This is a genomic window from Halorubrum sp. Ib24 (assembly GCF_002252745.1).
Classification (GTDB): domain Archaea; phylum Halobacteriota; class Halobacteria; order Halobacteriales; family Haloferacaceae; genus Halorubrum.
Genome location: NZ_NHOX01000006.1, coordinates 73,584 through 96,889, shown reverse-complemented (window position 1 = coordinate 96,889; position 23,306 = coordinate 73,584). Strand labels below are relative to the sequence as shown.

Annotated in this window: 28 protein-coding genes and 2 pseudogenes; 16 read left to right on the top strand and 14 right to left on the bottom strand. The window is 68.4% G+C overall.

Translation table 11 applies throughout. From position 1 onward, the window contains the following. Positions 1-15: 15 nt before the first annotated feature. Positions 16-267 (bottom strand): annotated as a pseudogene (locus tag DJ82_RS01260) (hypothetical protein); the annotation flags it as partial. A 354-nt stretch (positions 268-621) separates the two neighbouring features. Between DJ82_RS01260 and DJ82_RS01255 the strand changes: the two are divergent. Further along, a complete protein-coding gene (locus tag DJ82_RS01255; protein ID WP_241881359.1) occupies positions 622-936 on the top strand; it encodes a hypothetical protein in 315 nt (104 codons plus the stop codon). 29 nt (positions 937-965) lie between these two features. On the opposite strand, the gene DJ82_RS01250 is transcribed toward DJ82_RS01255, so the two are convergent. From DJ82_RS01250 to DJ82_RS01235, 4 genes are all read right to left on the bottom strand, one after another. Continuing rightward, the gene (locus DJ82_RS01250; protein ID WP_094525245.1) at positions 966-1,355 is read right to left on the bottom strand and encodes a CopG family ribbon-helix-helix protein; all 390 of its coding nucleotides are present in this window, start codon (positions 1,353-1,355) and stop codon (positions 966-968) included. Between the two features lie 70 nt (positions 1,356-1,425). Further along, positions 1,426-2,646, bottom strand: a complete 1,221-nt coding sequence (locus DJ82_RS01245) for an MFS transporter (RefSeq protein WP_198947993.1) — start codon at positions 2,644-2,646, stop codon at positions 1,426-1,428. Positions 2,647-3,218: 572 nt separating this feature from the next. After that, entirely contained in the window at positions 3,219-3,959 is a 741-nt protein-coding gene (locus DJ82_RS15420) for an HU family DNA-binding protein (protein ID WP_275093916.1), read from the bottom strand. A gap of 106 nt (positions 3,960-4,065) precedes the next feature. Then, a complete protein-coding gene (locus DJ82_RS01235) occupies positions 4,066-4,485 on the bottom strand; it encodes a hypothetical protein (RefSeq protein ID WP_094557459.1) in 420 nt (139 codons plus the stop codon). A gap of 271 nt (positions 4,486-4,756) precedes the next feature. Between DJ82_RS01235 and thpR the strand changes: the two genes are divergently transcribed. After that, positions 4,757-5,350, top strand: a complete 594-nt coding sequence (gene thpR / locus DJ82_RS01230) for an RNA 2',3'-cyclic phosphodiesterase (RefSeq protein WP_094557458.1) — start codon at positions 4,757-4,759, stop codon at positions 5,348-5,350. Between the two features lie 22 nt (positions 5,351-5,372). Here the strand turns inward: thpR and DJ82_RS01225 are convergent, their stop codons facing one another. Then, on the bottom strand, positions 5,373-6,710 hold the full coding sequence (locus DJ82_RS01225; protein ID WP_094580867.1) for a hemolysin family protein: 1,338 nt from the start codon (positions 6,708-6,710) through the stop codon (positions 5,373-5,375). 214 nt (positions 6,711-6,924) lie between these two features. Between DJ82_RS01225 and serA the strand changes: the two genes are divergently transcribed. Further along, a complete protein-coding gene (gene serA, locus DJ82_RS01220; RefSeq protein WP_094580866.1) occupies positions 6,925-8,529 on the top strand; it encodes a phosphoglycerate dehydrogenase in 1,605 nt (534 codons plus the stop codon). Between the two features lie 258 nt (positions 8,530-8,787). Then, complete coding sequence (locus tag DJ82_RS01215) at positions 8,788-9,819, top strand: hypothetical protein (protein WP_094580865.1); 1,032 nt, start codon at positions 8,788-8,790, stop codon at positions 9,817-9,819. A 60-nt stretch (positions 9,820-9,879) separates the two neighbouring features. Here the strand turns inward: DJ82_RS01215 and thrC are convergent, their stop codons facing one another. The 4 genes from thrC to DJ82_RS01195 all read right to left on the bottom strand — a co-directional run bounded on the left by thrC (position 9,880) and on the right by DJ82_RS01195 (position 12,586). Further along, on the bottom strand, positions 9,880-11,163 hold the full coding sequence (thrC, locus tag DJ82_RS01210; RefSeq protein ID WP_094527559.1) for a threonine synthase: 1,284 nt from the start codon (positions 11,161-11,163) through the stop codon (positions 9,880-9,882). A 148-nt stretch (positions 11,164-11,311) separates the two neighbouring features. Beyond that, the gene (locus DJ82_RS01205) at positions 11,312-11,527 is read right to left on the bottom strand and encodes a hypothetical protein (RefSeq protein ID WP_094527560.1); all 216 of its coding nucleotides are present in this window, start codon (positions 11,525-11,527) and stop codon (positions 11,312-11,314) included. A gap of 87 nt (positions 11,528-11,614) precedes the next feature. Continuing rightward, complete coding sequence (gene upp / locus DJ82_RS01200; protein WP_094557454.1) at positions 11,615-12,289, bottom strand: uracil phosphoribosyltransferase; 675 nt, start codon at positions 12,287-12,289, stop codon at positions 11,615-11,617. 81 nt (positions 12,290-12,370) lie between these two features. Further along, on the bottom strand, positions 12,371-12,586 hold the full coding sequence (locus tag DJ82_RS01195) for a hypothetical protein (protein WP_094527562.1): 216 nt from the start codon (positions 12,584-12,586) through the stop codon (positions 12,371-12,373). Between the two features lie 59 nt (positions 12,587-12,645). Here DJ82_RS01195 and DJ82_RS01190 point away from each other — a divergent pair, with 59 nt between their 5' ends. Together DJ82_RS01190 and DJ82_RS01180 are read left to right on the top strand one after the other, a co-directional pair. Beyond that, positions 12,646-12,972, top strand: a complete 327-nt coding sequence (locus tag DJ82_RS01190; RefSeq protein WP_094527563.1) for a hypothetical protein — start codon at positions 12,646-12,648, stop codon at positions 12,970-12,972. Between the two features lie 183 nt (positions 12,973-13,155). Continuing rightward, the gene (locus DJ82_RS01180; RefSeq protein WP_158217269.1) at positions 13,156-13,443 is read left to right on the top strand and encodes a HalOD1 output domain-containing protein; all 288 of its coding nucleotides are present in this window, start codon (positions 13,156-13,158) and stop codon (positions 13,441-13,443) included. Position 13,444: 1 nt separating this feature from the next. Here DJ82_RS01180 and DJ82_RS01175 read toward each other — a convergent pair whose 3' ends face one another. Beyond that, the gene (locus DJ82_RS01175) at positions 13,445-13,783 is read right to left on the bottom strand and encodes a hypothetical protein (protein ID WP_094522878.1); all 339 of its coding nucleotides are present in this window, start codon (positions 13,781-13,783) and stop codon (positions 13,445-13,447) included. A gap of 116 nt (positions 13,784-13,899) precedes the next feature. Further along, positions 13,900-14,163 (bottom strand): hypothetical protein, encoded by a 264-nt coding sequence (locus DJ82_RS01170; protein WP_143420492.1) that lies wholly within the window; start codon positions 14,161-14,163, stop codon positions 13,900-13,902. 171 nt (positions 14,164-14,334) lie between these two features. Between DJ82_RS01170 and DJ82_RS01165 the strand changes: the two genes are divergently transcribed. Further along, entirely contained in the window at positions 14,335-14,574 is a 240-nt protein-coding gene (locus DJ82_RS01165; RefSeq protein WP_094580862.1) for a hypothetical protein, read from the top strand. 35 nt (positions 14,575-14,609) lie between these two features. Here the strand turns inward: DJ82_RS01165 and DJ82_RS01160 are convergent, their stop codons facing one another. Continuing rightward, positions 14,610-15,878: a GTP-binding protein gene (locus DJ82_RS01160; protein ID WP_094580861.1), complete on the bottom strand. Its 1,269-nt coding sequence runs from the start codon at positions 15,876-15,878 to the stop codon at positions 14,610-14,612. A 130-nt stretch (positions 15,879-16,008) separates the two neighbouring features. Between DJ82_RS01160 and DJ82_RS01155 the strand changes: the two genes are divergently transcribed. The 5 genes from DJ82_RS01155 to DJ82_RS14870 all read left to right on the top strand — a co-directional run bounded on the left by DJ82_RS01155 (position 16,009) and on the right by DJ82_RS14870 (position 19,494). After that, entirely contained in the window at positions 16,009-16,224 is a 216-nt protein-coding gene (locus tag DJ82_RS01155; protein ID WP_094527568.1) for a hypothetical protein, read from the top strand. 98 nt (positions 16,225-16,322) lie between these two features. Further along, the gene (locus DJ82_RS01150; RefSeq protein ID WP_094523231.1) at positions 16,323-16,619 is read left to right on the top strand and encodes a hypothetical protein; all 297 of its coding nucleotides are present in this window, start codon (positions 16,323-16,325) and stop codon (positions 16,617-16,619) included. After that, positions 16,619-17,596 (top strand): TRC40/GET3/ArsA family transport-energizing ATPase, encoded by a 978-nt coding sequence (locus tag DJ82_RS01145; RefSeq protein WP_094580860.1) that lies wholly within the window; start codon positions 16,619-16,621, stop codon positions 17,594-17,596. The genes DJ82_RS01150 and DJ82_RS01145 overlap by 1 nt, the downstream gene beginning before the upstream one ends. Positions 17,597-17,758: 162 nt before the next feature. Beyond that, positions 17,759-18,592, top strand: a complete 834-nt coding sequence (locus tag DJ82_RS15105; protein WP_241881358.1) for a carbon starvation CstA family protein — start codon at positions 17,759-17,761, stop codon at positions 18,590-18,592. 686 nt (positions 18,593-19,278) lie between these two features. Then, entirely contained in the window at positions 19,279-19,494 is a 216-nt protein-coding gene (locus DJ82_RS14870) for a hypothetical protein (protein WP_198947992.1), read from the top strand. Between the two features lie 1,515 nt (positions 19,495-21,009). On the opposite strand, the pseudogene DJ82_RS01135 reads toward DJ82_RS14870, so the two are convergent. Then, a pseudogene (locus DJ82_RS01135) lies at positions 21,010-21,378 on the bottom strand (cupin domain-containing protein); the annotation flags it as partial. 146 nt (positions 21,379-21,524) lie between these two features. Here DJ82_RS01135 and DJ82_RS01130 point away from each other — a divergent pair. The 4 genes from DJ82_RS01130 to DJ82_RS01115 all read left to right on the top strand — a co-directional run bounded on the left by DJ82_RS01130 (position 21,525) and on the right by DJ82_RS01115 (position 23,302). Then, positions 21,525-21,758: a hypothetical protein gene (locus DJ82_RS01130; protein ID WP_094523243.1), complete on the top strand. Its 234-nt coding sequence runs from the start codon at positions 21,525-21,527 to the stop codon at positions 21,756-21,758. Between the two features lie 99 nt (positions 21,759-21,857). After that, positions 21,858-22,544 (top strand): DUF5828 family protein, encoded by a 687-nt coding sequence (locus DJ82_RS01125; RefSeq protein ID WP_094523245.1) that lies wholly within the window; start codon positions 21,858-21,860, stop codon positions 22,542-22,544. Positions 22,545-22,596: 52 nt separating this feature from the next. Next, positions 22,597-22,854 (top strand): hypothetical protein, encoded by a 258-nt coding sequence (locus DJ82_RS01120; RefSeq protein WP_094523247.1) that lies wholly within the window; start codon positions 22,597-22,599, stop codon positions 22,852-22,854. 70 nt (positions 22,855-22,924) lie between these two features. Beyond that, on the top strand, positions 22,925-23,302 hold the full coding sequence (locus tag DJ82_RS01115; RefSeq protein ID WP_094523249.1) for a helix-turn-helix domain-containing protein: 378 nt from the start codon (positions 22,925-22,927) through the stop codon (positions 23,300-23,302). The last annotated feature ends 4 nt before the right edge of the window (positions 23,303-23,306 follow it).

Genomic DNA, 23,306 nt, shown 5'->3' with positions numbered 1-23,306 from the left:
GGCGGAGCCTCCGCGCCAGTGCCAGAAGTCGTTCCCGTCCTCCTCGACGGGGTCGGTCCGCTCGCGGAGGTCGACGACGTCCCCCTCGGTGGGTTCGTGGTCGTCCGGGAGCGACTCCATGCAGTCGAAACAGAGGAAGAACTCGGCGCCGTCCGTCAGTTCGAGGGTCATCCCCTGCGTCGACTCGAACGCGAAGTTCCACAGGTCGCCGATCCCGCCGGCGATCCTGACGGACCGCTCGCAGACGTCGCACGACTCCGAGGCCATACGCCGGGTAGGGGTCCGGGGCGCTAATGCGTGTCGCCGCGATGCGCGGTCGACGTGAGCCGCGGCGGCGAGGGGGCCCGCCCGCAGGGACGCGTTATCGCGGTTCCGGTGTCCGGCTCGTCGAAACCGCCTCCGAGCTCATCGAGGGCCGTCTGTAAGTCATCAAGGGCTGTCCGCGGGCCATCGAAGGCCGTCCGCGGGAGACGAGTACGGAGCGTCGTATGACGGAGCCCGGGGTCGGATAATAACAGTCCTTATCTAAAGGCCCGACAGAGTAGTATTGTGAAAGATATGCAAAATAGCTCGGTAGGGAGGAGCGGATCGCTCACTCGGCTCCAGTGGGTTGCAATCGCGTTGGCCGCCATCACTGGCGTTCTTCACGTGTACGCTGGCGTCGTCGAAGGGCGGGCACCGGTGGCGCTTGTGGGGGTCGGCTACGCCGGTTCGATTGCGCTGTTTTCGCTCGACTATCGGCGTCGCCTGCTCTATCTCATCGGGATTCCGTACACCGCCGTGCAGTTCCCCCTCTGGATCGTGGCCAAGTCGGAATATGGGGCGATCGACTACGTCGACAAGGCGGTCCAAGTCGTCCTGATCCTCACGTTGATCTATCTCTATCTGAACGCACCGTCCGAGTCGGCCGGGAACGCGGCGACGGCGGCGGATTGAGCGGGCGATTTCACGGGCGTATCCCGGGCTCAGTCGTCTCGAATCACCATCACTTTCACTCGGTTCACGCCGTCGAAGTCACGGAGCCGATACGTTAATTCCCGGACGCGTTCGCCGGTCCCCTGACAGAACAGGGACTCGAGACACCACTCCCCCTGGTGCGTGTGACTCGTGTTGCGGATCACGTCCTGATAGTCGTGTTGGACGCCGTGGAGCTCGCCGATCACCTCGTGGTGGCGGTAGTCGAAGGCGACGAGCGCGATGACGTCCTCGCTGAGGTCCTCGAGTCGGGAGTGCGACTCGATGTACTCCTGTATGGCCTCGCGAACCGCTCGTGACCGATTGTCCAGTCCCTCGTCGCGCCAGACCTGATCGAACTCGTCGACGACCGCGTCCGGGATGTTCAAACTCGTTCGCATCGGGCGTCGTTCGGGGCGCTCGTACAAGAGTTCCGAGTACGCGGTCTCCGTGCGGCGAACGCGGCGGCGGCTACCCCTCGATCGGCGCTTCCCAGAGCAGGATACCGGTCGAGCTGACGATGAGGACGACGCCGGCCGCGGCGAGCGCGAACAGCGGGGAGACGGCGTCGGAGATGACGCCGCTCCCGAGCTGGAAGGGCACGACCGCGAGTCCGCTGACCATCGCCATCGCGCTGAGCACGGTCGCACGGCCCGCCGTCTCGGTGCGGTCGTTGATGTACTGGCCGGCGAACGACCGCGTCACGTCGGAGAGCCCGCGGATCAGCAGGAACGTCGGGAGCGCGAGCACCGGAACGAAGTACATGCCCACCAGCGCGCCGCCCACGACGAAGGGCAGCCACAGGAACCACGTCCGGAGCCCCAGACGGGCGCGGATCGCTCCGGTGTAGTAGCTCAGTCCGGCGCCGACGAGACTGTACGCCGAGTAGAACCACCCGAGCAGCGACCGCACCGCCGACTGCGAGACGCCGAAGTCGAGAACGATCGTCTCGAAGATCGGCTGGAGGAAGACGAACACGAGGTACGTCACCGCCGCGTAGACGACGTAGTAATACAGCACGAACGCCCGGACGTTCCGCTCCGAGACCGTTCGCCGGATGATCGACAGCGTGCGGCGAAAGCTCAGTGTCGCGGTGTCGGCCCGTTCGTAGGTCTCGGGCTCGTCTATCGTCAGGAGAACGACCACGCCGAGCGCCGTCACTCCCGCGGCGACGAACCACGGATACGACAGGTCGATGCTGCCGAGATACCCCCCGACGACGGCCGCACCGGCGCCGATCGCCAGCGCGACCGACTCCCCGCGTCCGCGGACGTGCGCGAACCCGTCTTCGGAGAGGTCGTCGGTGAGCGTGTCGTACAGCCAGGCGTCTTCGCTTCCCGAGCGGAAGTTGTAGCCCATCGACCAACAGACGTACAGCGCCACGAGCGCCCGGAACGAACCGGAGAGTCCGATTCCGAGCAGCGTGAGCGAGATGAGAGCGGTTCCGGTCAGGAGACTGTTGCGCCGACCGAGGCGGTCGCCGACGTAGCCCGTCGGAATTTCACCCAGCAGCGTCGTCAGGTTGTATACCGCTTCGAGGACCGCGATCTGCGTGAAATCGAGTCCCTGTGCGAGGAAGAAGAGATACATAATCGGGCGGTAGAATTCGACGGCCTTGGTCGACTTGTAGAGGTAATACTTCAGGACGCTCCGCGGAGGGAGAGCGGCGGAACGCCGGAACGGAACGGCCATACTTCGGATGGCGATTCCGCCGAGATGGTTGTTGTGTTATGATCGGACCGCGAATTCGTAATACGAGCGCATCGGGCGAGTAGAGCCGGGGTCGGGTGTCGGCCGTTCGGCGGCTCGAAGTACCGAACGGCCGGTGTGCCGACGAGCGGTCTGCGCGGTTCACGGCGGCGTGAGGCCGGTAGACTGCGTATCGGTCGCGACGGTCGGACGCTCGCCGCAGCCGCTGTCCCGAGAGAGTTACTTGCGAAAGCGGGTGGGAGTTCCTCGCAGGATGCGGCCCCGTATGTAGTATCGCCCCGTCGAACGGCGCGGCGGCCGTCGGTAGGGGGGTGACCGATGCGGGGGATGGAGTCGGCACGAGGGTTCCGTCGGGTTCCTCGGATACATCCCGAATTGGCCGATAGCAGACGCCTGGGAGTTGCGTATGAGAGGTTCCGCCAGTTCGGAGGGGAACGCCGAGACTCGTGCGGGGCGACTCGCAGAGACGAGAAGTCGGTCGGTTTCCCGGACCGGGGTCGTCGCTCGTTTGACGACGCGGAGACCGGTCTCAGGGGTGACACGCCGCGACCGTTTCAGTTGACGGCCTTCGAGAGTTCGGCACCCGTCTTGAACTCGACCACGTTCTTCGCCGCGATCTGGATCTCTTTCCCGGTCTGAGGGTTTCGCCCGGTCCGGGCGGACCGCTTCGAGATGCTGAACGTGCCGAACACCTCGCTCTCGTCCGCTCCCCCGTCCACCGACAGCCGATCGCCTTTCTTCAGGGCCTCCGTCGCCACGCTGACGAACGCCTCGATCGCCCGCTCCGCGTCGCTCGCCGATACCCCCTCGCGCGATTCGCGTCCCGTTTCGATCGCGATGTACTCCGCGTCGATCACCACGTCGGCGTCGCGGCACCTGGCGCTGGCCTCGTCGCCCTTACCGGGGTTGAGATCGAGGGCGGCCGCGAACTCCGGGCAGGCGGCGAACGTCACCGGCGACTCGTCCGCGGGCCCGTTTCGGGACCTCGGATTTCGCCCCGTCCGGGCGGAGCGCTTCGAGATACTGAACGATCCGAATCCGATCAGTACGGCGCTGTCACCCTTCTGCAAGGCGTTCGTCGTCGCACTGGTGAACGCGTCGAGCGCCCGCTTCGCGTCCGACTTGCTCAGTCCGGCGTGGCTCGCCATCGCCTCGATCAGTTCCGCTTTGTTCATCGCCGCGGCCTGACCGGTCGTCGCTACCGCGCCCAGTCCGAGGGACGCCGAGAGGATAGCGCTCCTCCGCAGTACGGTTCGCCGCGAGAGCTCGTCTTGGGACATGATACCTTTACTCACAACCCTCTCACGCTCTGAGACTATATAAAATATCTGAAAATTCATCTGAGCGTTACTGTGTCGTGTCCAACGCTGGTCTGACTGCGGTTTGAGGGCCCGGACCTGACTACGTCCCGCCCGTTGCGCCCCAGCTCGCACTGGCCTCGACGGCGTTCTCGAACGTGAGTTCGGCGACCTCAGGCGGGTTGTCGTCACTCCCTTCGGGGAGGAACTGAAAGCGGAGGCGCTCTCCGGTCTCGCCGAGGAGCGCTTCGAGGGTGACGATATCGCCCTCTCGGGCGCTGACGAACTCCCGACGGACGATCGTCTCTCCACCGGCGACGGCGGTGTCGAGCGAGGCGTCGTACGTGTCGAGTTTCGTACGTACCGCGACCGGCACGGCGTCATCGCCGGTGTTCGTTACGATTAGCGTCCCGCCCGGGTATTCGGGGTCCCGGTCGCCGCTCGAGAGGGCGCCCGCACAGCCGGCGAGCGAGACAGCGGCGAGACACCCGCCGGCCCCGCGTAGGAGTTGTCTTCTCTGCATGGCAACGCTTCCCGGGCCGGCAGTGAAATGTCTTCGTATTGAATGAAACGGCGTATCGAACGTCCTCTCGTCCCGATCGCTCCGAATCTCTCGGGGCGGGCACCGAACCGACGACCGATACGCGCGTCGTCCGCGGCGTGACCGCGATGAGTTATCGGCCGCGAGCGATTCCGACGGGGCCGGTTCCCCGCGATCGATCGGCCGGCGGGGGACGGGCGCCCGCCGCGTCGTCGACGATTTATGTTCGAGCGCGACCGATCCCACTCCGATCATGCGAGCCTTCTTCGCCGTCGACCTTCCCGACGACCTCGCGGAGCCACTCGCCGACGCGCAGGCCGCGTTCGAAGGCGCCGACGGGCTGCGGTTCGTCGACCCCGACCGGGCGCACGTGACGCTGAAGTTCCTCGGCGAGATCGGCGAGGCGGACGCCGCCGACCGGAGCGCCGAGGACGAAGAGGTGCCGCCGCTCGACGACGTGATCGCGGCCGGCGAGCGCGCGGTCGCCGACGCCGGCGTCGGTCCCTTCGAGTGCGCGATCGAGGGGTTCGGCGTCTTCCCGAGCCTCGACTACGTCTCGGTCGTCTGGGCGGGGGTCGGCGCGGGGAGCGCGGCGCTGACCGCGCTCCACGAGTCGCTGGAGGCGGAGACGACCGCGATCGGCGTCGACCCGGAGGAGCACGCGTTCACCCCGCACGTCACGCTCGCCCGGATGAACGACGCCCGCGGGAAGGAACTGGTTCGGGAGGTCGTCCGCGAGCGCGACCCCGAGATCGGACGGTTCGAGGCCGACGCGGTCCGCCTCGTGAAGTCGACGCTGACGAGCGACGGACCCGTGTACGACACCGTCGCGTCGTTCGAACTCTGACGAGGGCCTCCCGACGCCCCCGTCACTCCGCGTTCCTCGGGTCGTCGGCGTCGCCCTCGGAGCCGCCGTCGCCCTCATCATTGAGCTCCCCCTCCCCGTTCGCCGCCGCCCTCGCTCCCGGGTGCTCGACTCGGACCCGCGTCACCCGCGTCGGGGTCGCCCCGGTGACGGTGAGCGACACGTCCCCGAGGACGACGCGGTCGCCCTCGGCCGCGACCCGGCCCATTCGCTGGGTGATCAGCCCCGCGACCGTGTCGACGCCGCCGCCGACCGGGAGGTCTACCCCGAGCGTCTCGTTGAGGTGCGCGACGGTGGTCCACCCGCGGACGACCGCGGGGTCGGGCGCGACCACGTCGACGTGATCGACCTCCCATCGGCCCACGAGCTCGCCGACGATCTCTTCGACGACGTCCGCCAGCGTGACGATCCCGACGACCGCGCCGAACTCGTCGACGACGATCGCCATCCGCCGGCCGGTCGACCGCAGCTCGTCGAACAGCTCGTCGACGGGCTGGGTCTCGGGGACGAACGTCGGCTCGCGGAGCGCGCTCGCGAGGGGCTCGCCCCGCTCGTGGGCGCCGATGGCGTCGCGCACGTCGACGGTCCCGACCACGTCGTCGCGGTTCTCGCCGTAGACGGGCATCCGGGTGACGCCCTCGCGCCCGGCGGTCGAGAGCGCGTCGGCCGGGGTCGCGGTGTCCGGGATCGCCACCATGTCCGTGCGCGGGACCATCACCGCGGAGACGCGCGTCGACTCCAGGTCGAGGACGCCGCGTATCATCGCGCCCTCCTCGGGGTCGATCGCGCCCGCCGCCTGCCCCGAGAGCACGAGCGTCTCGATCTCCTCGCGGGTGAGGTACGACTCGATGTCGGGCTCGCCGCCGGTGAACCGGTTGACGACGCCGGAGAGCGCCTCGAAGACGTAGAGCACGGGCCGGATGACCCGTTGGATCGCGACGACGGGGCGGGAGACGCGGAGCGCGTGCTTCTCGGCGTTCGCGACCGCGTACGACTTCGGCGCGATCTCGCCGAAGACGATGACGAAGACGCTCGTGACGAGCGTCGACCCGGTCGCGGCCTGCCCCCCGGAGAAGCCGAACCGGACGAACACCGCGGTCGCGACCGAGGCGGCCGCGATGTTGGCGACGTTGTTGCTCACGAGGGCCGTGACGAGGAAGCGGTGCGAGTCCTCGCGAAGCGCCGAGAGCGCCCGCGCGCCGGGCACGTCGGCGGCCAGCAGCGAGTCGACCCGGTGGGTCGGCACCGAGAAGACGGCCAGCTCCGAGCTGGAGAAGAAGGCGCTGACCCCCGTCAGCACGAGGATCGCGGCCACCCCGGCGAACGCGATCGTGATGTCCATGTGTGCCCGTGCGGCCGGATATAAAAGGCAGTACCGCCGCGCCCGCGGTCCGACCGGGGACCGCGGCGGTTCACTCGACCGCGATCGGGTAGGCACGAACGAGGATTTTCCACCGGAAACGAGGGGGTTAGATGCGCACGATCGCGGATCATATCGGACGGCAAAACGGCGCGATGAGGAAAGCGTTAACCTCGCGCCGCCGGTGGATACGGACATGAAGGTACTCGTGACCGACCCCATCGCGGACGCGGGGTTGGACCGACTCCGAGACGCCGGCCACGAGGTCGAAACGGACTACGACGTCGAGGGGGAAGCCCTCCTCGACGCCGTGAGCGACGCCAACGCGCTCATCGTCCGCTCGGGAACCGAAGTCACCGAGACCGTCTTCGAGGCCGCCCCCGAGCTCGTCATCGTCGGTCGCGCCGGGATCGGGGTCGACAACATCGACATCGAGGCCGCCACGGACCACGGGGTTATCGTCGCCAACGCGCCCGACGGGAACGTCCGGGCCGCGGCCGAGCACACCGTCGCGATGACGTTCGCCGTCGCGCGCTCGATCCCGCAGGCGCACGGCCGCCTCCTCGGCGGCGAGTGGGCCAAAGGCGAGTTCCTCGGCACCGAGGTGAACAACAAGACGCTCACCATCGTCGGGCTCGGTCGCGTCGGCCAAGAGGTCGCCAAGCGGCTCGACTCGCTTGGGATGGACCTGGTCGTCTACGACCCGTACATCTCCGAGGAGCGCGCCGACCGGCTCGGCGCCGAGCTCGTCGAGGACCTCCACGAGGCGCTCGCGCGCGGCGACTTCGCGACGGTTCACACCCCGCTCCTCCCCGAGACCGAGGGGATGATCGGCGAGGACGAGCTGGCGCAGCTGGAGGGCGGCTACCTCATCAACTGCGCCCGCGGCGGGATCGTCGACGAGGACGCGCTCGCCGAGGCGGTCGACGACGGCGTCCTCGCGGGCGCCGCGCTCGACTCATTCGCCGAGGAGCCGCTGTCGCAGGACTCGCCGCTGCTCGACGTCGAGGAGATCGTCGTCACGCCGCACCTCGGCGCCTCGACCGAGGCGGCCCAGGAGAACGTCGCCGTCGACACCGCGGAGGCCGTCCTCGCGGCGTTCGACGACGAGCCGGTACTCACCGCGCTCAACGCGCCCTCCGTCGACGAGACGGCCTTCCCGCGGATCAAGCCGTACATCGACGTCGCCGAGACCGCCGGCAAGGTCGCCGCCCAACTGCTCGACGGTCGCATCACGAGCGTTGAGGCGACCTACGAGGGCGACATCGCCGAGGAGGACGTCGAGCTCGTCACCGCGAGCGCGCTGAAGGGCGTGTTCGAGCCGCTGGAGTGGCAGGTGAACGCGGTGAACGCGCCGCGCCTCGCCGAGGAGCGCGGCATCGACGTGACCGAGTCGAAGACCCGCCAGACGGAGGACTTCCAGAGCCTCGTGCGCGTCACCGTCTACAACGGGGACGACTCCATCGCGGTCGAGGGCACCCTGTTCGCCGGCGATGACCCGCGGATCGTCCGGATCGACGGCTTCCGCGTCGACGCGGTCCCGTACGGCCACATGCTGGTCGCGCGCAACACTGACGAGCCCGGCGTCATCGGCCTCATCGGCACCGTCCTCGGCGACCACGACGTCAACATCGCCGGGATGTACAACGCCCGCGAGACGCTGGGCGGCGAGGCGCTCACCGTCTACAACCTCGACCACGACGTTCCCGGACCCGTGATCGAGACGCTGCTCGACGACGACCGGATCGTCGAAGTCACCGAGATCACGCTGGACGACGCCGACGAGCGACAGGCCGAGTGACGGCCCGGTAGCGGCTCGGTAGGGCGGCGCCGTCGCAGTTACCGAAGAGTCGCGCGGCGCGACCGCGACCCCCGAGAAGTCACGCCCCGCAACGAGCGCGCGAAGCGGATCCGGACCGCTGTTCGCCGACTGCAGACGGCTGAAGTACCGAATTCCGGCCTCGCGATGGGTCGATGTGTCCCCGAGCGTACCAGTCGCGATACCAAAACTACCGAATCAGCGACAAGCTTATTTCAATCAGTTGGTGACAGGAGGGCAGTGACAGAGTCGTATCAATCGCTCAATGAACACCTCACCGAATCGTCGTCGATCCTCCTCCTCGCTCCGTCAGACGACTCTCCGGACGATCGCGCCTGTGTCGATCTGTTGACTCGGGAGCCACCCGACGAGACCAACGTACTGAGCGTGACGCTCTCGGCGTCCCCCTCCGACCGGCTCTCGATCTGGCGGCGCGAGTCGGGCGAGGAGTTCCCGGCCCGGACGACGATCTTCGACGGGAGGCGGGGGGAGACTGACGGCGAGTCGGGGGCGGCGCCCGAATCGGAGTCGATGTCCGTACGGCGCTTTCCCGAACACGCGGACCTACACGATATCGGTCTCGCTATCGCCGAGCAGATCGGCGCCTGGCGGGACACCGACGAGGCGACGGTCATGTGTTTCCACTCGCTGACAACGTTGTTCGCCGCCTACGACGCCGATCGGGTGGTCAGTCTGATCACCTCGCTTAACGACCTCTGTGATAGCCGCGACGTGATCGCTCACCACCACGTCGACCCGAAAGAGTTCGACGCCGAGACGGTGACGACCCTTCGCCCGCTGTACGACGCGGTGCTCGAGTACACGCCGGAAGTCGGCTGGATCCCGACGGAGCGCGAGGAAGCGGCTCCCGCGCCGTCGTTCGATTCGACGACGCCGCCGCCGGGCGGGCGAGCGAAGACGGATCCCGACCGCCCCGAGACGGTGCCGATGCGGCACTCCTTCGACACCCTCTTGGACCTGCTGTCGTCCCCGCGCCGGCGGACGCTGCTGTACTACCTGAAGAACCGGTCGGAAGACCAGATCCCGCTCGACGAGCTCGTCGAGGACGTCCGCGACATCGAGCGGGCGCTGCCGGTCCGGGACTCGGCTCCGCGCGAGAAGGTCCGGACCGAGCTCCGACACACCCACCTGCCGAAGCTACGAGAGGTCGGGATCGTCCGGTACGACGCCGGCTCCCAGACGGTCCACTACACGGAGAATCAAGGGCTCGAGTCCTATCTCGACTACGTCGAGACGGTCGAGTTGGGCTGATCGGCGGCCGCGACGCGGCCCGTTCCGCGGCCGATCGTCACCGTGGGGGAGCGCGGCGGTTCAGGCGTGCAGGTGATCGAGCACCGCGTCCACGTCGTTCGGGACGGGCTCGGGGTCGCCGCCGGCCTCGTACGCGGCCTCGGGGTCCTTCAGGAGGTGCCCGGTCGTCAGGCAGACCACGCGCTCGTCGTCGTCGACGACGCCGGAGCGCCGGAGCTTCTTCAGCCCGGCGAGGCTCGCCGCGGAGGCGGGCTCGACCCCGACGCCCTCGGCGGCGAGGTGGCGCTGCGCGGCGGTGATCTCGTTGTCGCTCACCGCGACGGCGGTGCCGCCGGTGTTGCGGATCCCCGGGATCGCCTTCGGCGCGTTGACCGGGTTGCCGATGCGGATGGCGGTCGCGCGCGTCTCGACCTCCTCCCACCGGCGGATCTCGTCGTTCCCCTCCTCGATCGCCTCGACCATCGGCGCGGCGCCCTCGGCCTGCACGCCGGTGAGCTTCGGGACCTCGTCGACGTCGAGCGCGCCGGCCTGAACGAGCTCGCGGAATCCCTTGTACAGCGCGGAGGTGTTTCCCGCGTTGCCGACGGGGAGGACGATCCGGTCCGGGAACGACCCGTAATCGGCGTAGAACTCCTCTAAGATCTCGAAGCCGATCGTCTTCTGGCCCTCCAGGCGGAACGGGTTCAGGGAGTTGAGCAGGTACGCCTCGCCGCGCGCGGCCAGCTCCTGCACGATGTCGAGACAGGCGTCGAAGTTGCCGTCGACCTCCAGGATGCGGGCGCCGTGGAGGCTCGCCTGCGCGACCTTCCCCGCGGCGACCTTCCCAGCTGGGAGGAGCACGAGCGTCTGCATGTCGCCGCGCCCGCCGTAGGCGGCGAGCGCGGCCGAAGTGTTGCCGGTGGAGGCGCACGCGAGCGCGCCGACGCCGAGCTCCTTCGCGACGCGGACGCCGACGGTCATCCCGCGGTCCTTGAACGAGCCGGTGGGGTTCATCCCCTCGTGTTTGATCCGGAGCGCGTCGACCCCCACCGCCTCCTCGATCCGCGGGACGCGGTGGAGCGGGGTGCCGCCCTCGGGAAGCGTGACGCCCAGGTCGAAGGGGAGCGCCTCGCGGTAGCGCCAGACGCCGCGGTCGGGGCCGTCGGTCGACGCGCCCGAGCCGAACTCGTCGAACGTCGGCGGGTCGGCGTAGCGGACCTCCAGCAGGCCGTCGCACTCGTCGCAAGTGTACCGGACGTCCTCGAAGGGGGCGAACGTCTCGTCGCACTCGATGCAGGCGAGCCACGTCCCGTCGGCGGCGCAGTCGGGCGCCGCCGGGGTCGGGGCGTCGATGGCGAGATCCATTACGTCGTGGTGCGTGCCGCCGCGGCTTAAGACGGGCGGTCGGGACGGACGTTGCCGTCCGCTCTCTCCGAGGCGAACCGGTTCGGCGACGGCCCGTTCCCGTCGCGCGGCCCCACGGCGACGGCCCGCTCGCGGGCGGTCGCGCGGCTCAGTCGACGATGATCTCGGAGCTCTCGTCCGACTCGTCGGGACCGGACCCGAGCCGGTCCTGATAGCGCTGGATCCAGTCGGCGAAGCAGTCGGGGCAGAGCCGCTGCGTGTCGATGTTCGCCCGGTCGACGCTCAGCCGGACGGTCCGCGCGAGCGCGTCGGTCGTCGGCTCGCCGCAGGCGTCGCACGGCTCGGTCGTCGGCGCGTCGCTCATACCGATCGGTCGCGGGGACGGCTCTTAAAAGTACGTCGGCGGCGCCTGAGCGGACGGCCGCGAGGGCGCCGGCCGTCGTCGCTCGGGTCAGACCGTCCGGAACGCGCGGTCGCCCGCGTCGCCGAGCCCGGGGACGATGAACCCGTCGTCGTCGAGGTAGTCGTCGATGGCGACGGTCAGCAGCTTCGCCTCGGGCACCTGCTCGCTCACGCGGACGAGCCCGTCCGGCGCGGAGACCGCCGAGAGGACGAACAGGTCCTCGAACTCGTCGGCGTCCCCGAGGACGTGATCGAGCACCGCGCACATCGTCGAGCCGGTCGCGAGCATCGGGTCGGCGACGATAACGGTGTCGTCGGGACCGATCTCGGGCAGCTTCACGTAGTCGATGGTGATCGGGAACTCCCCGTCCGTCATCCCCGCCTCCTCGTCGCGGCCGGCGGAGATGACGCCCTGTTTCGCGCGGGGGAACGCCTTCAGGAGCCCCTCGACGAACGGGGTCGCGGCCCGGAGGACGTTGATGATCACCACGTCGTCGAGCCCCTTCACGCGCTCGCCGGTGGTCTCTTGTAGCGGCGTCGTCACCGGGACGTACTCCGTCGCCATCGCCCCGTCGATGATCTCGTAGCCGCAGATGCGGCCGAGCTTCACGAGCCCCTTCCGGAACGCGACCTGCTCCGTCTCGGCGTCTCGGAGCCGCGAGAGGGTGTCCTTCGCCAGCGCGTGCGTGATGAGGTACGCGTCGTCGCGGTCTTCGATCGTCATTGTCGGGAGAGGGGTCGCGTTCGGCTTAAAACGTGGCGACCCGCCGCGAGCGCGCCGTCCGGGGCCGCCGGCGCCTCGGACTCACCGCATCACCACGAGGTACGTCGCGGCGAAGATGACCAGCGCGAGAAGCCCGACGTTCGCCGCGGTGAGCGTCGCCATCCCGGCCCTGTCGAGTCCCCAGAGGACGGTCCACGCGAACCCACCGGACAGGACCGCGTTCAACAGGAGGATCAGCCGCGGGTCGCCCTCCGACTCCTCTATCCCCTCGCGGATTCCCTTCTCCTCCTCGCTCATGGCAAACATCCCGGGAGACCGGCACTTAGCTCTTTGTCCGTGGGACCCGTACGCATCCCATGGACACGGAGGTACACGTTCACAATCGCCACGGTGACCGGGTGGACCCCGTCCCGTTCCTCGTCACCGCCGGGCTCGCGTTCGCGTTCGCGCTCTCGTTCGGTCCGATCTACGGCCTCTCGTACGGCCTCACGCTGGCGACGTCGCTGGCGGCCTCGACGCTCGCGTTCGCGGTCGCCGCCGCGGCCGCGTACCACCAACTCGTCCGCTGCGCCCCGCCGCTCGACGCCGGCCCGCTCCCGCCCGGCCCGCGGGTCGAACGGCTCCTGTACGGCGGGGCCGCGTTCGGCGTCCTGCTCGTCGCGCTCACCGTCCCGCTGCTCTGATCCGCTCCGAGGCCGGCATCGAGGCCTCGTCGAAGAATACCGTCTCCGTCAAGAACGGCGGGACGAATACGGAACGCGCGTGCAGCGTGTCTCGTTGGTCGGTTCCGAAATCGTCTCTGCCCCGGAGCGTCTCATCAATATATAGAGGATAAATATTTATGAACATCTCCGTAACATGTCGATATGGGAGACGTTCTCGCTTCGGAGATAGTCGAGGCTGTCGCTGACGCGGAAGGCGTCGAGCCCGCCGAGCTGGATTTCACCCTCTACGAATACGTGGAGCCCGATGCGATCGAGCTCTTGGCAGCAAACGAGGCGGCAACGTGGACGCTGACGTTCGAACTCCCGAAGCACGACGTAACCGTCACGAGCGACGGGCGGGTTCTCGTTGACGTGCTCGACGGGGACGCTCGAGAACCTGTTAGCACCGACGCGCCGGACCCGGAGACCCCGTGCAGCGAGGGTGACTGATTCACGGCCAGCCGGGTGGTAGTTCGTCGGCGTGATTCTCGATCAGTTCGAGAAGTGGCTCGATTTCGTCGAAGCGAGGGCCTTTCGATATCTCGCCGGTATTCCGGTCCCAGTCGATGTATCCCGCATCTTCCAACCGCGGCAGATGGTCGTGCGTGAGCCGAACTTCGGACGCGTCCGACTCGCTGGATCCCCGAAGCATCACGTCGTCCGTCGTCTCGATAGCTTCCCGTTTCAACAGCAGAAGGATCACGCGTCGACGGCGCTTGGACACGATATCGAGCAGTTGGTCTACCCGCGGACGCAAGAGGACGTTCTCGGATCCGGCCGTGTCTGACATACCACAACATATGTCGGGAATACGTATAGTCTCTCGTGAGACATCAGTAAGACAGCATGAACGTCATCTCCGAGACGGGGGCGGACTGTGGCCCTCTGCGGCGTCAGACAGGACAGTCACCAGCTCGCTTGCACCCTCTCCCGGTCGTCTCTGCCGTCGTTCGCGACGTGGCGGCCGAGGTGGGTCCCCGAACCGGACCGCCCGATAGCTGACGTAGTCGATTTTTCGATCATCGCATCCACCCAAATGAACGACACTGTCCGGCGAGTCGACGGCGTCGCAGCGATACTCTTCTCACGGCTCTCGGCGATCGACCTCGCGAGCCTCAGCGAGTCCCGTTTGGCGAACGTCGCGACGTCCGACGCGACGCTCCGGGTCACGACCACCCGACCTATCCGTGGCGACCCGAATCGGGTCCGACGGCTCTCGGAGAACCTGTATCGGGTCGCCGTCGGACACGCAGGCGAGGAGGTGTCCGATCGGCGTCTCGGCTGTGCGTCCGATTCGCACAGCACCGGGAGAGTAAGATGGGAGAACTCGTACAAACGATTATGGGGATTTTTAGCACGGTGACGGAGATGCTGGAGGGATCGACGCAGCGCGCGCCAGAGACCGCCGGCGACGACGGCTCCAAGGGCTCGTTCTGGTGCGACGACTGCGGCGTGCGGGTCCGGGACGTCGAGGTCCACGCGGAGGGGCTCGACCGCGACGCCGACGGCACCCCGGCGTGTCCCGACTGCGGCGACTCGATGCGGTTCGAGCGCGCGAGCGGGAGCGGCTGCGCCTGCTGAGTTCGCCGATGTCGACCCGGCGTCTCGACCCCGTCTCAGGGCTCCCGGAGCGCTAGCTCCTCGCCCTGTTCCGTCGGGAACGGGTCGTCCCCCGCGAGTTCGCCCTCCCCCTCCTCGGCGGCCGCCCACTCCTCGTCGGTGACGAGCGCGTCGTCGAGGCGCTCGCGGATCGCCGCCTCGTCGATGCCCGTGCCGATGACGACGTACTCCGTCAGGCGGTCGCCGTGCTCGTCGTCCCAGTCCAGTTCGGGCCGGTTCGAGCGCAGCATGTCGCGCTCGACGGCCGGGAGGCTCGCGATCCACGGGCCGAGCGCCGTGACCCGCACCGACGCGCCGGCCTGACCGACCTGCTGGCGCTGGTCCGTGCCCGCGACCCACAGCGTCCCCTTCGAGCGGACGACGTCTGGAGGGAGACCGCGGAGGACGGCGGCGATCCGGTCGGGGTGGAACGGTCGCCGGCGGCGATAGGTGAACGAAGTGACGCCGTACACCTCGTCCGGGTGGCGGTGGGCGCGGCCCCCCTCGCGGCCCTCGCCGTCGTGACCGGCGTGGTCGTGACCGCCGTGGTCGTCGTGCCCGTCGCCCTCCGCCAGCGCTCGCTTCCACCCGGGCAGGTCGCCGAGTTCGCCCGCGTCGAACAGCCCGACGTCGAGGATCCGATCGGGGTCGACCGCGGAGAACTCCGCGACGACCGTCTCCGCGCCCGGCTGCAGCGCGCCCACGAGCTCGATCGCCTCGTCCATCTCCGCGTCCGTACAGAGGTCGGCCTTGTTACACACGACGAGGTTCGACACCTCGACCTGCTCGACGAGGAGGTCAGAGAGCGGTCTGTCCGCCTCGTCGTCGTCCGCCGCGACGCGCCGCTCGGGCACGTCGTCGCCGGCGAAGGCGTCGAGGAACCGCCGCGTGTCGATCACGGTCACCAGCGCGTCGACCCGGTAGCGGGCGGCCGCGCGCGACTCGGTCGTGAACAGGCGCGCGACCGGCGCGGGCTCGGAGATACCCGACGACTCGACGACCAGGTTGTCGAAGGAGCGCTCGTTCGCGAGCCGCACGACGGCGGTCTCCAGGTCGTCTTGGAGCTCGCAGCAGATGCAGCCGTTCGACAGCTCCGTGACGCCCTCCACGTCGACTTCGGACTCCTCGGCGATCAGCTCGGCGTCGACGTTGACGTCGCCCATGTCGTTGACCAGCACCGCGATGTCGCGCTCGCCGGCGTTCCGCAACAGGTGGTTCAACAGCGTCGTCTTCCCCGCTCCGAGGCTCCCCGAGAGCACGGTCACCGGGATCCGGTCGTCGTCCATGGGCGTCGGTCGGCGTGCGTCCCCTTCAACGTCGCGGCGGCGGAACCGGGGGCGCTCGCCGGGGCGGGAGGACGCCCCGCGCTCGCCGAAAGCCGATACGTTGATACGTCGCGCCCGCACACCGCCGACCATGTTCCAGTACGTGTCGGCGGCGGGGATCGCGGCGATCGCGGTGACCGTCCTGATGGTCGCCGCGGTGCTGTACCTCGTCTGGGGCGCGCTCGGTGGGGAAGCGCACTCGCCGTCTCCGGACGTGGACGAACAGCCGGAGCTCGACGACGGGGAGGAGACGGCCGAGTCCGACGAGCCGCAGGCCGAACTGACCGCCGACGGCAACTCGGCCTGATCGGCCGCCGTCGACGAGCGATCGACCGCGACCCGCTCCCGATCGGCCGGCGCGTGACCGCGACAGCTTTTAACATACCCCGACCGTCACGACCGATAATGACAGTCGCAGACCGGATCGAGACCTTCCGAGCCGCGCTCGAGGAGTGGCTCCGCGGCCTCTACCACGGGATGGTCACTCACGCGGCCTACGAGAAGATCGAGAAGGAGGCCGAGGACACGGAAGACGAGTTCATGCTCGCGTGCTTCCCGGACGCGTTCGGCATCCCCTCGCCGGTCTCGTACTACACCGCCGAGCTGCTCCCGTACCTCGAAGACGAGTTCGAGGCGTGGGAGCGCAGGCTGTGGGACCGCGAGAGCCTGATGGAACGGAAGGGCCAGCAGTACCACTTCTGATGGAGCAGTTCGTCTTCTTCGGCGGCAAGGGCGGCGTCGGTAAGACCACCGTCTCCTGCGCGTACGCGTACCGCTGTGCGAACGCGGAGCTGCGGACGCTCGTCGTCTCGACCGACCCCGCGCACTCGGTGTCCGACGTGTTCGGCCAGCGGTTCAGCGACGACCCCGAGCCGGTCGACGGCGTCGACGGGCTCGACGCGATGGAGATCGACCCCGAAGACGAGATGCAGCGACACCTCCAAGAGATCCGCGAGGGGCTCTCCGAGCAGGTGTCGGCGGCGATGGTCTCCGAGATCAACCGCCAGCTGGAGATGTCACACGGGACGCCGGGGGCGTACGAGGCCGCCCTCTTCGACGCGTTCGTGGGCGTGATGCGCGAGGAGAGCGAGCCGTACGACCGCGTCGTCTTCGACACCGCGCCGACCGGGTCGACGCTGCGGCTGCTCGGGCTCCCGGAGTTCCTCGGCGACTGGATCGACCGCCTGCTGTACAAGCGCAAGCAGTCGATCGACCTGTTCGAGAAGGCCGCGATCGGCGACGCCGAGCCGCGGCGCCTGATGGACGGCGACCCGGTCTTAGAGCGGCTCCAGCGCCGCAAGGAGTTCTTCGAGTTCGCGGGCGACACGATGCGGAACGACGCCGCCTTCTTCCTCGTGTTGAACCCCGACCAGCTGTCGGTCAACGAGACGGACCGTGCCATAGAGGGGTTCACCGAGCGTGACCTGCGCGTCCGCGGCCTCGTCGCGAACAAGCTCACCCCGTCGCCGGACGAGGACGAGGAGGGGCGCGGAGCCACCTACCTGCGCGACAAAGTCGCGACCGAGCGCGAGGGGCTCAATCAGGTCCGCGAGGAGTTCGACCCGCCGCTGGTCGCCGAGATCGAGTCGCGAACCAGCGAGGTCCGCGGCGACGTGCTCTCGGAGGTCGCGGCGGCGCTCGACGTCGAGACGGGGGATCCCGTGAGCGCGCGCGAGTAAGAACCGGTGTCGACGGCGTGGAATAAACTATAGATGAGGTGAAAGGAACCGGTTTGACCCGCCTGTGTTCCTGCTTTCTTCAATCGAATCGGGTAACTATCACGGTTGAAGCTAATACTTATTACGCTGTTTCCAAACCGCGCTCATGAGGCAGGGGAACTTATGACAAGTGTAATTTGGATCACGGTCGCTGTGCTGAGCACATTCACCATCGGATACATGGGGTATTCGCGGTACCTCTCCCAGTTCGTCGAACTCGACGCCGAAACGGAGACGCCGGCGCACAAATACGAGGACGGACAGGAGTACGTACCGTCGAAGAAGCCGGTGTTACTGGGGCATCACTTCTCGAGCATCGCCGGCGGCGCGCCGATCGTCGGCCCGATCACGGCCGGCGCCGTGTGGGGATGGGTCCCCGCGCTGCTGTGGATCGCCGTCGGCAACCCGCTGATGGGGTCGGTCCACGACTTCGTCGCGCTGTCGAGTTCGCTGCGACACGAGGGGAAGTCGATCGGCTACATCATCGGCCAGTACGTGGGCGAGCGCGGGAAGGACATGCTACTGTGGTTCGCGTTCCTGACGATCATCCTCGTCGTGGCGGTGTTCGCCCTCGTGGTGGCCATCGTCTTCGACGCGTTCCCGCAGGTGACGACCGCGAGCTTCGTGTACATCGCGCTCGCGCTGGTGTTCGGGGTCTACCTGTACCAGCTGAACGGCCCGTTCGTGCCGGGGACCGTCCTGTTCGTCGCCGCCGTCTTCGGCGGCGTCTGGCTCGGCATCGAGTTCCCGTTCGCGCTGTTCCCGGCGGTCGGCGACGCGTCGCTACCCCGCCGGAACGCTCGTTCCTCGCGGACGCGCTCAGGAACTCCGGAGCGGGCAGTGGATCCCCGGGTCGTCGGCCTGCTCGCGATGAACCCGAACGGGCGGCCGTGGGTCCCGTCATCATGCTGTACGCCGCGATTCGCCGGAGGCGCGCTCCCGGGTTTGGACGCCTGACTCCAGCCGCGGTGATACTCTCGTCGTCCTCCTGCTACACCGCGGTCGGGGGGCGCTGCTGCGATCATCGGTCGGCCACGCTGCTCGGCACGTCCGGGCGCAGCCGCTCGTCATCGCCTACTCGATGGCGCGGTCAACGGCTTCTGGGCGTCGAGGGAGCCGGCTCGCGCCGCTGTTCCCTGCTCCTGTTCATTCACAATCGCTTGCGGACGATCAGCGGATTGTCACTACGCCTTGGTCTCCTCGTGGACGACGGCAAACAAACTCGACAAGAGACGACGCTCGGCTGATCGGTTACGGCGGCATGCTCGGGTGAGGGACTGCTCGCCGGGGCGCGTCGCGCTGTCGACGCTCTCGGCGGCCGGGTCGGCCGACCCCGCGGGCGGGATCGCGCGGCGCTGGCCGAACTTCGCGACCGGCGGCGCATCATCCTCACCAGCCTTCGGGCCTGCCCCAGTCGTTCGGGGCGCCGTTCATGGCGCTGCGTGCTCGTGAGGCCCTCCTGTCACGTCGCCGACCAGCCGCCGTCCGCCTCGGCCGCCTACAGATGCGAGCGAAATCGTCGGGTTCCCCACGGGCGACACCGCGTCCGGCTTCGAGAACCTACGCGCCCGTGGGCGGCCCTCGGAAGCCTCGCTCGCGGGTCGCTGACACCAATCGCCTGGTCCAGGCGTCCCGTTAACCTGATGCGTCATCATCCGGCGGAGTGGCTGACGCTGTGGGCGCTGCTTCGGCGGGCGCGAACCAGCTGCTCGCCGGCGCTCGCGCTGTTGACCGCCACCGGTCTGGCTGGCCAACGTGGGACGACTCCACACAAGCTCGTCTCGAACGGGGGCGTCCCGGGGCTGATCATGACGGACGATCACCGGTCATTGGGGCTCGCCCTGCTGGGCGATTTCTAACAACTGTACCAGAACCTCATCCAGGGCGCGAGCCGGAGGCCTTCAGCTCCATCGCCGTCGTCGGTCGTCCAGATGTGCTGCGCTCTGGTTCCTCATCTACCTCGCCCTCTCACTGGGTGAAGATCGGCTACGAGAACATCAGTCGGCCAGCGGGACGGACCTCGCGCCGCCGTCGAACCCGGGGAGCGACGACTGCAGCCGTCTCCCGCGGCTTCGAACTTCCATTCTTTTTTCCACATCCGGTCAGCGGCGCGGTTCTTCCCAACCGACTCAGGCGTCGCGCAGTGACCTCGCCGGAACGGCCGGTGTCGCTCCGACGCCGGCGGCGCGACCGCGATCGCCCGTGACGGCGTCCGCCGTCGGCCCGACCCGAGGCCGCGCTCCAGGTCGACGGTCCCGTCGTCGCGAGGTCGCGGTCGCTGGTCTCGCCTCTCCGCCTGGTCCGAGGACCGTCCGCGTCGAGGCGCTCCGCCAGTCGGCAGACCGACGAGACCTCGCGCCCGGCTCGCCAGCTCCACCGCCCGCGCGGCCGACACGCGGCGACCGGGTCTCGACGACTTCGGGGTGCTCGATCACCGCCACGGCCGCGCGGGTGACACCCCGAAGCGTCACGGGCCGTCTTCGCGGCTAGCCCCCGCGGAACACCTGGCGATCACCTCGGCGGGTGTTTCGATATCTGTACGTCGCCGGACAGATCGACCGCTGATCGAGACGGTCACCGTCGTCTCGCGAGAGGGTCTCTCGTATCCCCCCTCGGAGACCGCGGGTCGGGAGCGACGCGGCCGCCGGCGCCGCCTTCGATCGGCTCCTGTTCCTCGGCCAGCAGCGCGCACCCGGCTCGTCGGCGGCTCGCGCGGTCCCGCGTGAAACGCGCGCCGAGGGCGCGGGGGTGCGACTCGGCGCATCGCCGGTCACCGCCAGAATCGCTTCGCGAAGCGGGAGAAACCCCTCGTCCGGCTCCTCGACGGTCACAGGCGAACCGCCGGACGTCCCGCGGCCTCGCTGTCGACGTCGCTCTTCGTCCGGCGCGACCCACATCAGGTTCACCTCGTGTGCCGTAGTAGCCGAACTTCAGCAGGGTGGTTGCGTCCCGGAAGTCGCGGACAACGCGGCGACCTCGTCGGGATCCGACTCGGCGCGACGAGGACGAAGGTGACGTCGGCTGCCGTAATGCCCCCTCGTTCGCGTGATCGCCTCGTCGGGACGGTGCCACCGACGAGCCGCTCCAGTTCCCCGACCTTCGGGCTCGTCACCGGCGCGAAACAGGTGTCAATGATGGTCGTGGGCCCCGTAGCTCAAGCGCCGGTTGAAGAACTGTTCTGTTGCGCATCCGCATCTCCCCGACTCGAAGCGCTCGCCGTGGACGACCACGTCCGATCGAGGTCGTACTGTACATAGTCGGTTTGAGACGCGGTCCGAGGTACTCGTCGCGTAGGTCCGGAACCTTGCCTCGCGGATTCGCGCCGCAGGCTCCTCGGAGTCCGGCGCTCGCCGCGTCGGCGCGTCACTCATCGGCGGATCGTACGCGACCGCGTCGCCGTCGGCGGGCGGCGCGCCGATCGCGAGCACGGTCACAGGGCCGTCGGCGTCGGCCGGGTTGTACGCGCGCTGCGGGCTCTCCGGGTCGACGACGAACAGGTCGTCCGCGGACACCTCGTAGATCCGCTCCGGGGTCTCGACCGAGAGCGTCCCGTCGAGGACGTAGAACGCCTCCTGTTGGGTCTCGTGGTAGTGGTACGCGAGCGGGAGCTGTTCGCCCGGCTCGGCTCGGAAGCGGTTGATCGCCGCGGCGTCGAGCCCGCCCGGCTCGGAGAGCTTCCGGCACTCGCAGGGGCGGTCTGGCTTCGGCTCCACGGTCTCCGTGTCGACGACGCGGTATCCCATGTGATCTCATTCCACGGACCGATTGAAAAGCTCGTCGGGCCGGCGTCGGTCGGTTCGAGAGTCCGACCGTGCGGCGTGAAAACGCGACAGCGGCGCCGACAACGGGTTTTAACACCGTCGAACACGATCATGCGGTAGATAGTACCATGTCCGACGAGGAGATCAACGCAGAAGCGTGCGGCCGGTGCTCGATGTCGACCGTCGTGGGCGCGGTGAACGGCGACAAGGACCCGGAGGACCGCGTCGAGCACGACCCGTTCGCCGGCGAGCGAATCGAGGTCGACGAGTCCTCGATCCGCCGGGTGTCGCCCGCGGGGGTCCTCAGCGACCTCAAAGACCGCGTCGACGCGCTCGGCCGTCGGTTCTCGTACGGCAAATAGGCCGAGAGAGCGCCGACCGCGGAGCCGCGGCTGACCTGCGCGGGCTCGCGTCAGGTCGGAGAGACTTATACGCGTTCGTTTCGTAGGGGGGTCCACGCGATGGAAGAGAGCATCTCCGGCTTCAAGATGCGCGGGGACTGGGGCGACGTGGTCGAACACGGCGAGCGAATCGCATTGGCGCTCCGCGAGACGGGCGCCGACGGCGACGCGTTCTACGAGTTCGACGACTGGCGCCCGAAGTCCCACGAGCGCATCGACGAGGACGTGTCGGCGAAGACCGCCGAGCAGGCGTCCGTCGCCGAGGGCGAGGGCGAACAGGCCGGCCAGACGCCGGGTGAAGACCTCCAGACGGCCGGCGAGAAGCTCACCGAGTCCTACGAGAAGGTCGAGGAGAACGACACCGAGAGCGCGATGGAGAGCTGGGGCGAATCGATCGGCCACGTCGCCCGCGCGGCCGACTCGGCGAGCCGCAAGGCGCTCCGGAAGGTGGAGGACACGGTGTACCGGAAAGTGATGACGCAGATGGCACCGTACTACTTCGACAACGAGCTCGTCAGCGCCAACATCCAGGAGGTCGGCCGCGGCGAGGACGGCGAGACGTTCGAGTTCGAGGTGAACGTCAACGACGACGAGCTGAAGGCCGAAGTGAGCGAGATCCTCGACGAGTACGAGTCCGAGATCGACCGCTGGCACGTCGAGACGGAAAAGCGCACGGACGACGTCGCCGCCGCCGAGGGCGTCGAGCCCCCGGAGACGGAGGGCGGTCCGGACTCGACGATGACGTGACTCGCGAGCGCGGCACGGACGGTTTTAATTCGACGACGCGCGAAGAGCGCGTATGAGCGAGGTACTCCGGATCGAGGCCGGCGAGCTGTCGGCCGACGAGATCATCGACGCCCTCAACGACGGCCGTCGGATCCTCGTCGATGTCGAGGTCGCCGGCGGGCGCCACGAGGTCGTGCTCCGGTACGACGGGGAGACGTATCACTGCGACACGCCGACCAACCTTCACCGCCACGCGGAGGAGGACGAGATGCGCGGCTGTATCGACCGGATGGGGTACGCCAGCGCCGACGCCGGCGTCGACGGCGACTGAGTCGGGCGCCGACCCTCGGCCGCGGTCCGCCGATGACGACTTTTAACCCGACCGCAGCCGAACGACGCCCATGAGCGACCCCGAGATCGAGGACCTCGTCGGCGACGTCTCCCCCTCGTTCGAGCACGTGCTCTCCTGCGTGTTCGGCATTCGAGACCACGAGAGCCGCACGTACCTGACCCTGCTCGATCACCCGGGGAGCACCGTCGCCGAGCTCGCCGAGGCCCTCGACCGGGACCGGTCGAACGTGAACCGTTCGCTGTCGACGCTGCGGGACAAGGGGCTCGTCGAGCGCCGCCGCCGGCTGCTCGACTCCGGCGGCTACGTCTACCAGTACACCGCGGTCCCGGTCCCGGAGGCGAAAGAGCGGCTGCACGAGGCGCTCGACGAGTGGGTCGAAGGCGTCCACGCGGCGATCGAGTCGTTCGATCCCGACGGCTCGTCGTGAGGCG